16 protein-coding genes are annotated in these 14,026 nt (G+C 71.4%); 8 read left to right on the forward strand and 8 right to left on the reverse strand.

Annotation, left to right across the window (positions count from 1 at the left end; genetic code table 11):
* Window positions 1-13: 13 nt before the first annotated feature.
* On the reverse strand, window positions 14-1,069 hold the full coding sequence (locus CK206_RS10595) for an ABC transporter ATP-binding protein (protein ID WP_096906374.1): 1,056 nt from the start codon (window positions 1,067-1,069) through the stop codon (window positions 14-16).
* Between the two features lie 206 nt (window positions 1,070-1,275).
* Between CK206_RS10595 and CK206_RS10600 the strand changes: the two genes are divergently transcribed.
* Complete coding sequence (locus tag CK206_RS10600; RefSeq protein ID WP_096906375.1) at window positions 1,276-3,390, forward strand: PhoX family phosphatase; 2,115 nt, start codon at window positions 1,276-1,278, stop codon at window positions 3,388-3,390.
* Window positions 3,391-3,477: 87 nt separating this feature from the next.
* On the opposite strand, the gene CK206_RS10605 is transcribed toward CK206_RS10600, so the two are convergent.
* On the reverse strand, window positions 3,478-4,290 hold the full coding sequence (locus CK206_RS10605) for an alpha/beta fold hydrolase (protein WP_096906376.1): 813 nt from the start codon (window positions 4,288-4,290) through the stop codon (window positions 3,478-3,480).
* 112 nt (window positions 4,291-4,402) lie between these two features.
* Here CK206_RS10605 and CK206_RS20605 point away from each other — a divergent pair, with 112 nt between their 5' ends.
* From CK206_RS20605 to CK206_RS10620, 3 genes are all read left to right on the forward strand, one after another.
* A complete protein-coding gene (locus CK206_RS20605; protein WP_069389855.1) occupies window positions 4,403-4,936 on the forward strand; it encodes a MarR family winged helix-turn-helix transcriptional regulator in 534 nt (177 codons plus the stop codon).
* Between the two features lie 9 nt (window positions 4,937-4,945).
* Complete coding sequence (locus CK206_RS10615) at window positions 4,946-5,620, forward strand: SDR family oxidoreductase (RefSeq protein WP_096906377.1); 675 nt, start codon at window positions 4,946-4,948, stop codon at window positions 5,618-5,620.
* A 72-nt stretch (window positions 5,621-5,692) separates the two neighbouring features.
* On the forward strand, window positions 5,693-6,781 hold the full coding sequence (locus tag CK206_RS10620) for a 2-dehydropantoate 2-reductase (RefSeq protein WP_096906378.1): 1,089 nt from the start codon (window positions 5,693-5,695) through the stop codon (window positions 6,779-6,781).
* A gap of 57 nt (window positions 6,782-6,838) precedes the next feature.
* Here the strand turns inward: CK206_RS10620 and CK206_RS10625 are convergent, their stop codons facing one another.
* Entirely contained in the window at window positions 6,839-7,120 is a 282-nt protein-coding gene (locus tag CK206_RS10625) for an Lrp/AsnC family transcriptional regulator (RefSeq protein ID WP_067720093.1), read from the reverse strand.
* A 38-nt stretch (window positions 7,121-7,158) separates the two neighbouring features.
* Between CK206_RS10625 and CK206_RS10630 the strand changes: the two genes are divergently transcribed.
* Window positions 7,159-7,848, forward strand: coding sequence for an AIM24 family protein (locus CK206_RS10630; RefSeq protein WP_096906379.1), 690 nt, complete (start codon window positions 7,159-7,161; stop codon window positions 7,846-7,848).
* Between the two features lie 49 nt (window positions 7,849-7,897).
* Here the strand turns inward: CK206_RS10630 and CK206_RS10635 are convergent, their stop codons facing one another.
* Window positions 7,898-8,272, reverse strand: coding sequence for an SgcJ/EcaC family oxidoreductase (locus CK206_RS10635; protein WP_096906380.1), 375 nt, complete (start codon window positions 8,270-8,272; stop codon window positions 7,898-7,900).
* Window positions 8,273-8,452: 180 nt separating this feature from the next.
* On the opposite strand from CK206_RS10635, the gene CK206_RS10640 reads away from it, so the two are divergent.
* Entirely contained in the window at window positions 8,453-9,883 is a 1,431-nt protein-coding gene (locus CK206_RS10640; protein WP_096906381.1) for a sugar porter family MFS transporter, read from the forward strand.
* A 175-nt stretch (window positions 9,884-10,058) separates the two neighbouring features.
* Here the strand turns inward: CK206_RS10640 and CK206_RS10645 are convergent, their stop codons facing one another.
* Window positions 10,059-10,667 (reverse strand): GyrI-like domain-containing protein, encoded by a 609-nt coding sequence (locus CK206_RS10645; RefSeq protein ID WP_096906382.1) that lies wholly within the window; start codon window positions 10,665-10,667, stop codon window positions 10,059-10,061.
* Window positions 10,668-10,854: 187 nt separating this feature from the next.
* On the opposite strand from CK206_RS10645, the gene CK206_RS10650 reads away from it, so the two are divergent.
* Together CK206_RS10650 and CK206_RS10655 are read left to right on the forward strand one after the other, a co-directional pair.
* Window positions 10,855-11,037, forward strand: a complete 183-nt coding sequence (locus CK206_RS10650; RefSeq protein ID WP_069389860.1) for a hypothetical protein — start codon at window positions 10,855-10,857, stop codon at window positions 11,035-11,037.
* The gene (locus CK206_RS10655; RefSeq protein ID WP_096906383.1) at window positions 11,034-11,921 is read left to right on the forward strand and encodes a hydrolase; all 888 of its coding nucleotides are present in this window, start codon (window positions 11,034-11,036) and stop codon (window positions 11,919-11,921) included. The genes CK206_RS10650 and CK206_RS10655 overlap by 4 nt, the downstream gene beginning before the upstream one ends.
* A 7-nt stretch (window positions 11,922-11,928) precedes the next feature.
* On the opposite strand, the gene CK206_RS10660 is transcribed toward CK206_RS10655, so the two are convergent.
* From CK206_RS10660 to CK206_RS10670, 3 genes are all read right to left on the reverse strand, one after another.
* Window positions 11,929-12,330 carry a helix-turn-helix transcriptional regulator gene (locus tag CK206_RS10660; protein ID WP_254050548.1) on the reverse strand — a complete coding sequence of 134 codons (402 nt, stop codon included), beginning with the start codon at window positions 12,328-12,330 and terminating at the stop codon, window positions 11,929-11,931.
* Window positions 12,327-12,815 (reverse strand): SRPBCC domain-containing protein, encoded by a 489-nt coding sequence (locus tag CK206_RS10665; RefSeq protein WP_096906384.1) that lies wholly within the window; start codon window positions 12,813-12,815, stop codon window positions 12,327-12,329. The genes CK206_RS10660 and CK206_RS10665 overlap by 4 nt, the downstream gene beginning before the upstream one ends.
* Window positions 12,816-12,964: 149 nt before the next feature.
* Window positions 12,965-13,939, reverse strand: a complete 975-nt coding sequence (locus tag CK206_RS10670) for an SDR family NAD(P)-dependent oxidoreductase (protein ID WP_096907403.1) — start codon at window positions 13,937-13,939, stop codon at window positions 12,965-12,967.
* Window positions 13,940-14,026 lie beyond the last annotated feature (87 nt).

Consider the following 14,026-nt stretch of genomic DNA (forward strand, 5'->3'; position numbering starts at 1 on the left):
CGGCCCCACGGGGTCAGCGCAGTCTGAGACCGGATTCCACGTCGAAGAACCGCACCTCGTCGTCGAGCGCCTCGAGGTACATGGTGTCGCCCTTGCGGGGGTGGTCACCCGACTCCGCGCGATACACCACCGGGTGGTTCTCGCGGGTCGAGCAATGCAGGTAGCTGTCCGCCCCGAGCTCCTCCACCAGGTCCACCGTCACCTCCAGCCCGTGGCCTTCCGCGGCCATCCGCAGGTGCTCGGGCCGCACGCCGACGGTGACCCTCGACCCCGAGCCGGCGGGCACGGGCTCGCGGAACCCCTCGAGGTCCACCGCCCCGTCGGCGACCGGGGCGTCGAAGAGGTTCATGGACGGTGACCCGATGAAGCCGGCCACGAAGGCGTTGACCGGGTTGTTGTAGAGCTCGCGCGGGGCGTCGACCTGCTGGAGCACCCCGTCCTTGAGCACCGCGACGCGGTCGCCCATCGTCATGGCCTCGACCTGGTCGTGCGTCACGTAGATCATCGTGGTGTGCAGGTCCCGCTGCAGCTTGGCGATCTGGGCGCGCGTGGCCACCCGGAGCTTGGCGTCGAGGTTGGACAGCGGCTCGTCCATGAGGAAGACCTGCGGGTTGCGCACGATCGCCCGCCCCATGGCCACGCGCTGACGCTGGCCGCCGGACAGCTCCTTGGGCTTGCGGTCGAGATACGGCACCAGGTCGAGCATCTCCGCCGCGCGGTCGACGCGCTCCGTGATCTCCGACTTGGACGCCTTGGCCAGCTTCAGTGCGAAACCCATGTTCTCGCGGACCGTGTAATGCGGGTACAGCGCGTAGTTCTGGAACACCATCGCGATGTCGCGGTCCTTGGGCTCGGTGCCCGTCACGTCCCTGTCACCGATGAGGATCCGTCCCGCCGCCACGTCCTCCAGACCGGCCAGGGCGCGCAGGGTCGTCGATTTTCCGCAGCCGGAGGGTCCGACCAGGACGAGGAACTCGCCGTCGGCGATCTCCAGATCCAGACGGTCGACACTGCGTCGCGCGGCCCCCGGATAGATGATGGACACGTTCTCGAAGGTCACCGAGGCCATGAGAAATAATTCCCTTCACCGGCAGGAACGTGCCGGACGATCCGAGATAGAGGGCGAACACGGGTGACTGTAGCGGCCCGGGGCGGAGTTCACCCGCACTGCGCACACAGTTCACGCGGGCGTGGCCCGCGCGCGGCCGCCCGGTCGTCCCGCGCGCCTAGCGTGCATGCGTCCACTACGACTGTTGACGCCTCCAGGAGACCCGAATGTCCGCCCGCCGCCTGCTCCCGATCGCCACCGCCCCGACGCCGGGGATCTCCAACCGACAGCACGTGACCTGTGTCTACAAGTGCGGGGACCAGTGCGCCGCACCGGTGCCCAACACCACCGACAACCCGTACTTCGGGGATATCGCCACCGAGATCAGCCGCCGCGGTGCACTCAAGGCCGCGGGGGTCGTGGCGCTGGCGGTGGGCGCCACCCAGGTGCTGCCCGCGACCGCCGCGGCGCAGGGCTCGTCCGCCGCCGGCTCGCTCGGACCCACCGGGTCCACCGGCGGGGCCACGATCGACACGGGGTTCGCCCCGGTCGCGCCCAACACCGCCGACGCCGTCACCGTCCCGGCGGGATACTCGAGCGATGTGGTGATCCGGTGGGGCGACCCCGTGCTGCCGGGCGCCCCGGAGTTCGACTTCGAGAACCAGACCGCCGCCGCGCAGGCCATGCAGTACGGCTACAACTGCGATCTGGCGGTGATGTTCCCGATGGACGACCGCGACGAGCGCTTCCTGCTCACCGTCAACCACGAGTACACGACCGAGCCCTCGATGTTCCGCGAGTACGATTCCTCGGCCCCGACCCGCGAGCAGGTCGAGATCGCCTGGGCGGCCCACGGGCTGACGGTGGTCGAGCTGGCCAGCCGCGCCGGCGACGGCGGGCTCGACCCCGTCATGGGGTCCTACAACCGGCGCATCACCGCCACCACCCCGTTCGAGCTGCGCGGACCCGCCGTCGGCCCCCTGACCCGGACCACGGCCGACCCGACCGGCACCCGCGTGCTCGGCACACTGAACAACTGCGCCGGCGGGCACACACCGTGGGGCACCGTCCTGTCCGGGGAGGAGAACTTCAACCAGTACTTCGGCACCACCGGGACGGTCACCGACCCGGAGCGTCTCGAGGCCCTGCGCCGCTACGGCGTGTCCGTCTCCCGCTCGGGGCGCCGGTGGGAGGAGTTCGACGCCCGCTTCGACCCGGCCGCCGAGCCCAACGAGGTCAACCGCTTCGGTTACGTCGTCGAGGTGGATCCCTGGGATCCGACCTCGACCCCGGTCAAGCACTCCGCGATGGGCCGGTTCAAGCACGAGGGCGCCTCGGTCCACGTCACCGGTGACGGCACCGTCGTCGCCTATTCCGGCGACGACGAGCGCTTCGACTACCTCTACAAGTTCGTCTCCAGCCGCCGGATCACACCCGGGACCGGCTCGGCCGCGCGGGCCGGGAACATGAAGATCCTCGACGAGGGCACCCTCTACGTGGCGACGTTCACCGGCAACTCCCCCGCCGCGCAGATCGACGGCTCCGGGGCGCTGCCCGCCGACGGCGCGTTCGACGGCACCGGCACCTGGATCCCGCTGATGACCGTCGCGCCCGGTGGGAACGCCGTCTCACACGTGCCGGGCATGACCCCGGAGCAGGTCGCGGTGTACACCCGCATGGCCGGCGACCGCGTCGGCGCCACCAAGATGGACCGCCCCGAGGACGTCGAGCCCAGCCCGACCACCGGCAGGGTCTACATGGCGCTGACCAACAACACCCGCCGCACGACCGCGAACGTGGACGAGGCCAACCCGCGGCACAACAACAAGCACGGTCAGGTCGTCGAGATCACCGACGACCACGCCGGCACCACCTTCGGCTGGAACCTGCTGCTGGTGTGTGGCGACCCGGCCGAGGCGGACTCGTACTTCGGCGGCTTCGACAAGTCGAAGGTCAGCCCCATCTCCTGCCCGGACAACGTCGCCTTCGACCCGGCCGGGGGACTGTGGGTGTCCACCGACGGCAACGCCCTCGGCTTCAACGACGGCCTCTACTCGGTGGCGACCGAAGGTCCGAACCGCGGCGAGACCAAGCTGTTCCTCACGGTCCCCGTCGGGGCCGAGACCTGCGGACCGCTGGTGTTCGACAACCGGGCGATCGTCAACGTCCAGCACCCCGGCGAGAAGGACGGCGCGTCGATCGAGAACCCCGCCTCGCACTGGCCCGACGGCGGCACCTCGCAGCCGCGGCCGTCGACCGTGGTCGCGTGGCGCAACGGGTTCTCCGGTGGCGCCGGCTCTCTCGGTTCGGGCTCCCTGCCGACGGGCCTGATCGGCTCCTGACGGCGGACGGCCGGGGCGGGTAGGCGGACTGCCGGGCCGGCGGGTCGGGTCGGTCAGGCCCGGCTGCCGGGCCGGCAGGCGGGCCGGTCAGACCCGACTGCCGGCCCGCGCGTACGCCAGGCCGCGCTCGGCGCAGGCGGCGATCGACGCGGCGACGCCCTCCGGGTCGTCGGACATCGGCACGTGCCCGTCGGCGCTGACCTCGACCCTCGCCTGCGGGAACAACCGCGTGGCGAGTGAGACCTGCCGCACCGGCAGGACCATGTCGAACCGGCCCCACCGGATGGTGATCGGCAAATCCTCGTCGACGGGGGCGGAGAACACGAACGCCCGCCGGTCGGCCCGGTCGAGCACGGTGTTGGACACGATCGCCTCGCTGTCGATGGCCGCGGCCTCCGCCGGGTACCGCCACGGGCGGGCGCAGAACACTGCCATCATCACCGCGCGTCCGGCGGCCCGCTCGGTCAGGGCCGGGGTGTGGCGGCCGATCCGGCCCGCCGCCCGGCGGAGACTCCGGAACACGGTGACCGTGTAGCGCCACTCGGCGTGCGAGCGGAAGAACCCGGCGGGCGACAGCGCGGTGACGCTGCTCGCCAGTCCGCGGGCGCCGAGCTCCAGCGCGAGGAAGCCCCCCAGGGAGTTGCCGGCGATGTGGGGGCGCTCCCCGGCCGGGACGACCTCCTCCAGGAGGCCGACGAGCTCGGAGACGACGTAGTCGAGCACGTCGCCGGTGTCCGGCAGATCCGCGGACCTGCCGTGGCCGGGCAGGTCCACGACCACCACGCGGAAACGGTCCGCGAGCAGCGGCACGACCGGATCCCAGGCGTGCGCCCGGTGGCACACGCCGTGCAGTAGGACGATGGTCGGGCCGGCCCCGGTGATCTGGTGATACAAACCCATGCGATCAGTATCCACCCCGGGACGAGGTGGCGCCCCATGACGGGAGAAGTTCGGCCTAGATTCGGTGCCGCGAGGCTTCCGGGGCGGAAGCCGGTGTCGAGGGAGCAGGGTCATGGAGACGACGACGAGCGATCCGGCGATACGGGAAGGTGAGCCCGGGCGGGGACTCGCCGAGAAGTTCCGACCCATCCTGTTGCGCCTGGACCTGCTTGTCCGCCGGCAGAGCACCCAGTACGCGCTGAGTCGCGCGCAGACCTCGATCCTGCACACCCTGGCCTGCCACGGGAGGCTGCGGATGTCGGACCTCGCCCGACTCGAGAACGTCCGCGTACCGACCACCAGCAATTCGGTGAGCGTCATCGAGGCCATGGGGTACGTCGAGCGCGAACCCGACGCCTCCGACCGACGCGGGGTCTGTGTCCGCCTCACCGACCTCGGTCGGGCCCGCATCGAACAGGTCCTCGCCGATCGTGACCGGGACTTCGCCGAGCGGATGTCCTATCTGAGCCCCGAACACCGCGATCTGCTCTCCTCGGCGGTGCCCGCCCTCACCGCCCTCCTCGACGCCTTCGACGGCGATGTCGACGCCCTTCCCGACTCTCAGCAGTCCGACCCGCAGCACTCCGACGCCCCCCGGTCCGTCTAGCCTCGGGGCATGAGCACGGTTCTCGTCACCGGCGCCTCCCGCGGGATCGGGGCGGCGACCGCCCGCACGCTGTCCGCCCACCACGACCTGGTCCTCGTGGGCAGGGACGTCGATGCGCTGCAGGCCGTGGCCGCTGATTGCCGCTCAGCTCGGGTGGTGGAGGCCGACCTCACCACCGGCGACGGGGTCGCGCGCGCCGCCCGCGACATCAGCACCCTCGACGGCCTCGTCCACTGCGCCGGCGTCGCCGAACTCGGCCGGATCGACGAGTCCGAGGCCGGCCAGTGGCGCCGGGCGTTCGAGGTCAACGTGCTGGCCATCGTCGAGCTGACCCGGGCACTGCTCCCGGCGCTGCGCGCGGCACGGGGCCACCTCGTCGTCGTCAACTCCGGCGCGGGGACCACCGCCAAACCGGGCTGGGGCTCCTACAGCGCCTCCAAGTTCGCCCTCCGCGCCGTCACCGACACCCTTCGCGGCGAGGAACCCGACCTGCGCGTCACGTCCATCCACCCCGGCCGCGTGGACACCGACATGCAGCGCGCGATCGTCGCCGCCGAGGGGCGCGACTACGACCCGGGCGCCTTCCTCCGCCCGGACTCGGTGGCCACCGCCGTCCGGCAGGCGTTGGGGTCCACTCCGGATACGCACCCCACCGAGGTCGTCCTGCGGCCGCGCCCGCACTGATTCCCCCGTCCGGCGGACAGGTACGTCGAACGGCTCCCCCGCCGCCGCGCGTGTCGTATCCTCTGCACCACCATGACCAGCCCGAACCCTCCTCTTCGGATCACCGTGATCGGCGCGGGCGTGATCGGCTGCTACCTGGGCGGCCGGCTCGCCCGCCACGCCGACGTGACCCTGGTCGGGCGCCCCCACGTGCTCGACCCGATCCGGGCGGTGGGACTGACCGTCGAGTCCGGAGACGGCGAGGACGCCCGGCTCCACATCCCCGCCGACGCCCTCACCCTGGCCACCGGGCCCGAGAGCGTCCGCCGCTCGGACGTCGTGCTGGTGTGCACCAAGGCCGGACAGACGGCCGCCGCCACCGCCGAGTTCTCTCCCTACCTTCGGCCGGACACGCTGGTCGTGGGCCTGCAGAACGGTCTGCACTCGGCGGACCTCATCCGGGAACTGGTCGACAGGACCACGGTGATCCCCGGCGTCATACCGTTCAATGTCGCGCGCACCGGACCCGCCACCTATCGGCGGACCTCCACCGGGGTGATCCGGCTCGCCGAACACCCCATGGCCGTCCCGCTGATCCGCACCATGGCGGCGGCCGAGCTGCCGGTGAGGCCCACCGACGACATCCAGGCGGTCCTCCACGGCAAGGTCCTGCTCAACCTCAACAACGCCGTCCAGGCGCTGTCCGGACTCCCGCTGCGCACGGAGCTGCTGGACCGGGACCTGCGGCGCTGCGTCGCCCTGTGTCAGGCGGAGGCCAACCGCGTGTTCACCGCGGCCGGGGTGGTGCCGCGGGTGCCGCTGGCCATCCCCGCCGGCGCCCTCCCGGTGGTGATGCGGCTGCCCAACCCGCTGTTCCGCCGCCTCGCCCGGGCCGCGGTCCGCGTCGACGCGGACGGCACCTCGTCCATGACGGACGATCTCGTGCGCGGCCGGCCCACCGAGGTCGAGTACCTGCAGGGCAAGGTCGTGAAGATGGCCGGTCAGCTCGGACTGGGGGCTCCGGCCTGCGCGCGGATGGTGGAGCTGGTGCACGAGGCCGAGGCGGCCGGCGAGGACCGGCGGCAATGGACCGGCAGGGAGCTCCTCACCGAGCTTCAGCGGGCCCGACGCCGGGCCCGCCGCCTGGCCCGGATACAGCAGATGACCGGCCAGCCGACCTGACTCCCGGTCCCCGTAGCCGATGCGGCCCCCGTAGCCGGTTCGGTCCCCGTACCCGGTTCAGTCCTCGTACCCGATCGAGAACGCGGCCTCGAGATCGTGCTTGGACTGGGTGCGGAACGCGATGTGGGTCTCGGTGTCCACCACGCCGGGGACCTTGTTGAGGCGGTCCGAGACAATGTCGGCGATCTCGTCGTTGCGCCGGGCCCGCACCAGCACGATGAGGTCGATGGTGCCGGTGACCGAGTAGACCTCGGAGACTCCGTCGATATCGGCGATGGCCCCGGCGACCTCGGGGATCCGCGCCGTCTCGGCGTGGACGAAGACGATTGCGGTGATCATGACCCCAAGGCTAGTGGAGCGGGCGTACCGTTCGCGCCATGATCCACGGGGACCTCTTCCAGTCGGCGCGCGAGACGGAGACGAACCGCCCGTTCGCCCTCCAGAACTCCAAGATGCTCAAGGTGACGCTCGCCGACCAGCCGATCCTCGCGCGGACCGGATCGATGGTCGCCTACCAGGGGCAGGTCGGGTTCGAGAACGTCGGCAGCGGCGGGATCGGCAGGATGTTCAAGGCGGCGGCGACGGGGGAGGGTGTGCCCCTCATGCGCTGCACCGGGCGGGGTGAGCTGTTCCTCGCCGACCAGGCCTCCGAGGTCCAGGTCCTCTACCTGGAGGACGACATGATCTCGGTCAACGGTGCGAGCGTGCTGGCGTTCTCCGAGGGGATCGCGTGGGACATCCACCGCATCGCCGCCAAGGGCGCCGTGATGACCGGCGGGTTGTTCAACGTCTCCCTGCGGGGGACCGGGTTCGTGGCGGTGACCACCAAGGGCCAGCCGGTCGCGCTCGACGTGACCTCCGCGCCGACGTTCGCCGATCCCCAGGCCGTGGTCCTGTGGACCGCCGGCGTGACGATGGACATCCGGGTGGACACGGGCGGGGTGAAGTCCCTGCTCCGGGGCGGGTCCGGGGAGACGTTCCAGTTGGCGTTCGGCGGCGCGGGACTGGTGGTCGTGCAGCCGTCGGAGAACGTGCCCCAGGGGGCCGGGAGCCAGGGCGGCGCGTAGTCCGCGCGCCCCGGCGACCCCGGCCGGCGCGGGGTTCAGGGGCGCGGGGTCAGCGCATGTTCTCCGGGGTCCAGTAGGCGCGCATCGAGGTGACTTTGCCCTGCTCGTCGTGGGTCATGAGGTCCCACACGTTGATGGTGGCCTTGGAGTCGGCGTCGAAGTGCGTGGTGATCTCGAAGTTGAACAGCAGGTCGTCGCCGCACACGCGGGCCTCGAGCACCTCGCCCTCGATCTTCATCGCCACGACGCTGGCGTAGAACTCGCGGATGGCCGCCTTGCCCTCGTGGACGGTGCCATTGCCCACCGGGTCCTCGACGGTGGCGCCCTCGGCGTAGAGGTCCATCACGGCCTCGAGGTCGCCGGCGGTCAGTGCAGCGATGTAGGAGTCGGCGGTGGAACGGATCTGTTCGGGTGAGGCGCTCAAGGCGGTGGCCCTTTCGGTGACGACGACGAGGTGACCCCGAGCCTAGAACGTGTTCTCGTCCCGCGGGGGCGGGCCGGGCGGAACAACGGTTTCCTTTATCGCTTGCGTCACTTGCACCGCGTGCCTACGCTCCCTTCACCACCTGGAGCAGGTGCGTCGGACAACAGAGCGGGGTACGTCATGTCCACGCAGCAGACCTCACCCACACCCGCCGAGGAGGAGACGTTCAACACCGGCCGGGTGGTGCTCATCTCCCTGGTCGCAGCGTTGGGCGGCTTCCTGTTCGGCTTCGACACCGCGGTGATCAACGGTGCCGTGGACGCCGTGCAGGAGACCTTCGAGATGAACGCCGGGCTGACCGGCTTCGCCGTGTCCTCCGCCCTGCTCGGGTGCATGGTCGGCGCTTACGTCGCCGGTCGTCTGGCCGACCACTGGGGTCGCACCCGCGTGATGATCCTCGCGTCGGTGCTGTTCACCGCGAGCGCCCTGGGGACCGGGTTCGCCTTCGGCCCCGTCGACCTCATCATCTGGCGGCTGGTCGGCGGGCTCGGGGTGGGCGCGGCGTCCGTCATCGCACCGGCCTACATCGCCGAGGTCGCCCCACCGGCGATCCGCGGTCGGCTGGGATCGCTGCAGCAGCTCGCGATCGTCTCCGGCATCTTCGTCGCACTGCTCTCCGACGCCTGGCTGGCCGGCATCGCGGGCGGCGCGATCGAGGAACTGTGGTTCGGCGCCGAGGCGTGGCGGTGGATGTTCTGGGCGGAGGTGATCCCCGCCGTGACCTACGGCGTGCTCGCGCTCACCATCCCGGAATCACCGCGCTACCTGGTGGGCAAGGGCATGGTCGACCGGGCTCGCGAGGTCCTCCGCTCCATTCAGCAGGGCGGTGTCGACTCCCGGATCAGGGAGATCCGCGCGACGGTCCGCGACGACCGCAAGCGCTCGTGGCGCGACCTGGTCAAGCCGGGCGGGGTCAACCTGCTGCCCATCGTGTGGATCGGCATCATCCTGTCGGTCTTCCAGCAGGCCGTGGGCATCAACGTGATCTTCTACTACTCCACCTCGCTGTGGCAGTCGGTCGGCTTCACCGAGGAGGACGCGCTCACCCAGACGGTCATCACGTCCGTGACGAACATCGTGGTGACGATCGTGGCGATCGCACTCATCGACAAGATCGGCCGCCGCAAGCTCCTCATCACCGGGTCCGTGGGCATGACGATCTCGCTGGCCGTGATGGCGCTGATGTTCAGCACCGCCACCATGGGACCGGGCCCGGACGGCGAACTCGCCCCGCAGCTCGCCGACACCCAGGGGCTGATCGCGCTCATCGCCGCGAACGGGTTCGTCGTGTTCTTCGGCATGTCGTGGGGCCCGGCCGTGTGGGTGCTGCTCGGCGAGATGTTCAACAACCGCATCCGCTCCGCGGCCCTCGGCCTGGCGGCCGCCGCGCAGTGGCTGGCGAACTTCGCCGTGTCCACCGCGTTCCCGCCGATGGCCGAGTTCAGCCTGACGTTCACCTATGGCTTCTACGCGGTCTCCGCGCTGCTGTCGCTGCTGTTCGTGGCGAAGTTCATCCCGGAGACAAACGGTCGGTCGCTGGAGGACATGTAGCGGCGCGGCCTACCCTGCCGCCCGGCCCGTCGCCCGCAGCGACGGCGCTGGGCGGCGATGGCCTGTGAGCGCTCGCCGAGAAGAGGAATTCGCGCACTGCTTCTCGAGAGATACAGGCGAAATCCTCTGCTCGGCGACGGGCGACGGGCGGGGGGCGACGGGCGATGAACCCGGGTCAGGCGGCGTCGTCCGGGGTGGGGGCGGGGCAGAACAGGTCGGTCCGCAGGGTGGCCGGGTCCATGTCGGGGCTCGGCTCGGTCACGTAGACCTCCCAGAACGGGCTGCCCGGCGCGCGCCCCATCGCGCCGATCGCGCCCATGAACTCGCCCCAGGCCTGCCCGAGCCCGTCGTAGGAGCCGAGATGACTGGTCACCGCCACATCCCCGGCCGGGAGCTCGGACGCGATGACCTGCATCCCGTCGATCTCGGTCGGCTCGTCGGGGTGCAGCTCGGGCAGCGGACGCGCGAGGGGGAACCCGATCTCCAGGTCCGCGGCGGGTTCGGGTTCCTCGGTGGTGCGCGTGTAGAGCGCGAACGCCGGCCCGGCCGGGGTGACGCCGGCGGCGAACAGGGCAGGAAAGGCCGTGCCGAAGGCCGAATCGAAGAACCCGGCGATCGTGGCCATGGGCACGCCGGTGGCGCGGACGACGGCGGTCGGCACGGCCGGTGCGCGCAGCAGCCGCACCCCCTCCACCGGCTCGGGCCCGAGGTCGGGGTACCCGGGCGGCGGGTCGGCCGGCGCGGCGTCGCGTGGGTCGTGGGACGGGGAGGATGACGACGACATGGTGTGCCCTCTCGCTGCGGCGGCGGTCTGTCCAGTGTGCGCCGCGGACGCGCACCGGGGAAGACCCGCCGGGCAGCCGGGACCGTCGCGCGTCGGTCATCGGTGGTCGTCGGTCTCCTGTCGACGGCGGGGGCCACCGGCCTGTCGGTCGGATGCGACCCGGGCGTACGGCAGGAACAATCGTGGCATGCCCCACTACCGCCTCCACACCCCCGACCAGACGATCGACCTCGGCGACTTCGACAACGCCCAGGAGGCACTTGAGTCCGCCGTCTCCAGCCAGTCCGAGAAGATCCCCGTCGACGGGTCGCTCGAGCTGCAGATAGGCGACGACTGGCATGCCGTCGACATCGAGGGGGACATGCCGTGAGCCCCGGTCGCGGTGCGGACGCGGGCGGCGCACCCGTGGGCTCGGTGACCCAGTGCGCGACCTGCGGGGTCGAGCGCGCGCAGCCGCTACCGGAGGTGTGCCCGATCTGCGCGGACGAGCGCCAGTACGTGCCGTCCGGTGGGCAGCGGTGGACCGACCCGGAGGAGTCCCGGGCCCGTGGCGCGTCGATCGAGTTCGCCGAGCGCGAGACCGACGTCATCAACCTCGTGCAGATCAACTCCCCCGGCATCGGGCAGAAGCCGGCGCTCATCCGCACCGAGCACGGCAATGTGCTGGTCGAGGCGCCGAACTACATCAGCGACGAGGCGGTCGCCGCGGTGCGCGGGTGGGGCGGCCTCGCCGCGATCATCGCCTCGCATCCGCACATGTACGGGGTGCAATCACTGTGGTCGTCGGCGTTCGACGACTGCCCGGTCTACGTCTCCGCGCCGGACGAGAAGTGGCTGGGCCTGCGGCCGGGCAACACGGTGGTGTGGGGCGGGGGCCACGCCGCGGACCCGGCGGACGGCGGCGAGATCGAGATCGTGCCGGGCGTGCGCGCGTCCCAGCCCGGCGGGCATTTCCCGGGCAGCGTGGTGGTGCACTGGACCGCCCCCGACGGTCGCGGCGTGTTGTTCACCGGTGACACGATCGGTTCGGTCGCGGATCCGGGGTGGGTGACCTTCATGCGCTCGTTCCCCAACTGGATGCCGCTGTCCGGCGCCGTCGTCCGCCGGATCGCCGACCACGTCTCGCGTTACGACTTCGACCGCATCTACAGCAACTTCGGGGGCTGCGTGCCGCAGGACGCCCGCGGTGCCGTCCAGCGCTCGGCGGAACGCTACGCCGCCTGGGTTGACGGCGAGTTCGACCACCTCACCTGACCGGCGGTCACTCAGCGGGCTCGGCGCGCTCGGCGTGTTCGGCGTGTTCCGCGTGCTCCTTGACCAGGGCGAGCCTGCGATCCCAACCCCGGGACACCGCGCCGAGCAGATCGGAGATCTCGCGGATCCGATCGGGCCGGACCGCATGAACCTGCCGTCGCTGCTGTGGGCTCGCGATGACGAGCCCGGAGTCCACCAGTATTCGCAGGTGTTTGGCCACCGCCTGCCTGCTGATCCCGAGGTCGGCGGCCACCGCGCCGGCGTCGTCCGGCCGATCGGCCAACCGGACGAGGATGCGGCGGCGGGTCCGGTCGGCGAGAGCGGCGAAGACGCCGTCCGCCTCGGGCGCGAGCAGGTCCGACAGCCCCTCCCCCTCGGCCGCGCGGGAGTCGGTGGGGGCGTCGCTCACGCCCGATCCTCCGCCCGGCGCCGGGCGAGGTCGAGTTCGGTCGCCCACCCGGCGGAGTTATCCTCGAACCGCTGGCGGCGCACCACTGCGTCGCTGCTCAGGCCGGCGAATCCGGTCTCCCGCACCGTGAGCACCACGCCGGAACCCTGCGGCTCGACCGTGAACTCGATCGTGTTGGACGGGAACTCGTCGACGCTGCCGACCTGCCCGCCCAGCCAGCGGAACACCGCCCGGCGGGGCGGGTCCAGCTCGACGGTGCGGATGCTGAACTCGCCGTGCACCGGGTCCACCACGCGCGAGACGTCCCCCTCGGTGGTGATCTCGTGCTCGGTCCACTCGCCGTCGTTGATGAACCACCCCGGTTCCGAGATGATGCCCCACACGGTCTGCGCCTCGGCGTCGATGCGGATGCTGCGGACGATCTCGTCCGGCACGTCATCGGTCGTAGCGGCGGGGCTGGTTCCGGCCGTTCGGTTCTCGCTCATCGGGCTTCCTTCCCTCACGGTGCGTTCCGCTCGGTGGATGCTGGGTCGCGGGGTGCACCTGTGCTTCCAAGTTGGCACGCGCAGAGCCGTAGTGCAACCCCTCGGTTGCACTAACCCTCGGACGAGCCCGCGGGCTGCCCGCGGCGGCCTCAGTCCGTCGCCGTCTCCGCCGCGGCGAACTCCCAGAAGCGCTCCGCGATCGCCGGGTCCGACGCCTCGGCGCTGCGGCCGATGAGCGTCGGCATCCCCCGCAGGTGCCGCATCGCGTCCGGCCCGGTGTAGCTGCACGGCGGCAGCGGACGGGTCGCGGCGAACATCGTCGTGAGCGCGGCCTGCGCGGCGGGCTGGGCGAAGATCGAACAGACGCCGGTCACCACCCGGTCGATCGCCGCGTTGCCGGTGGCGTTCGAGATCCCCGTGGCCGCCCAGCCGGGGTGGGTGAGCTGCACGTCCACCCCCGCCGCCGCCGCCTCGGCCCTCCCGTCCCGCAGCCGCTGGTCCAGCGCCAAGCCCCACAGCATGTCGCCGAACTTGGACTGGGCGTAGGCCGCGGCGGGGGTCCACCGTCGACGGCGACAATGCGGGTCATCGACATCGAAGGATCCACTCTTGTGCGCGTTGGACGCGACGATCACCACCCGTCGCCGCACCAGCGGCAACAGCAGGTTCGTCAGCAGGAACGGGCCCAGCACGTTGACGCCGAGAAGCATCTCGAACCCGTCGGCGGTCTCGCACCGGCGCGGGCTTATGGCGCCGGCGTTGTTGACCAGCACGTCGATCTGCTCGACCTCCCCGTCGGCTTTCTCGCCGGCCACCCTGCCGATCTGCCCGCCGATCTGCCCGCCGACCCGCCCTTCCGCGTCGCCACCACCGACGCCGGTCAGCTCGCCCGCCGCCCGACGGACGCTCTCGAGCGAGGCGAGGTCGACCTCCACCACCCGGGTTTCACCGGGCAACCGCGCCGCCACCTGCCGCCCGCGCTCGGTGTCACGGACGGCGAGGATCACCCGCGCTCCCGCCCGGGACGCCGCCCTGGCCGTCTCCAACCCGACCCCGCTCGTCGCGCCGGTGATGAGCCAGGTCTGTCCGGCGAGGTCAGGGATGTCGATCGTCTCCTCAGGCACCGTCGCAGCCCACGACGCTCCCGCGTGGAATTCGGCCGTCGCCACGGACAGGCCGGCCGTAGCCGCGGGGGCGGATCGGCCGACGGG

This window comes from Dietzia sp. WMMA184, assembly GCF_002441635.1.
In the GTDB taxonomy this organism is placed as follows: Bacteria; Actinomycetota; Actinomycetes; order Mycobacteriales; family Mycobacteriaceae; genus Dietzia; species Dietzia kunjamensis.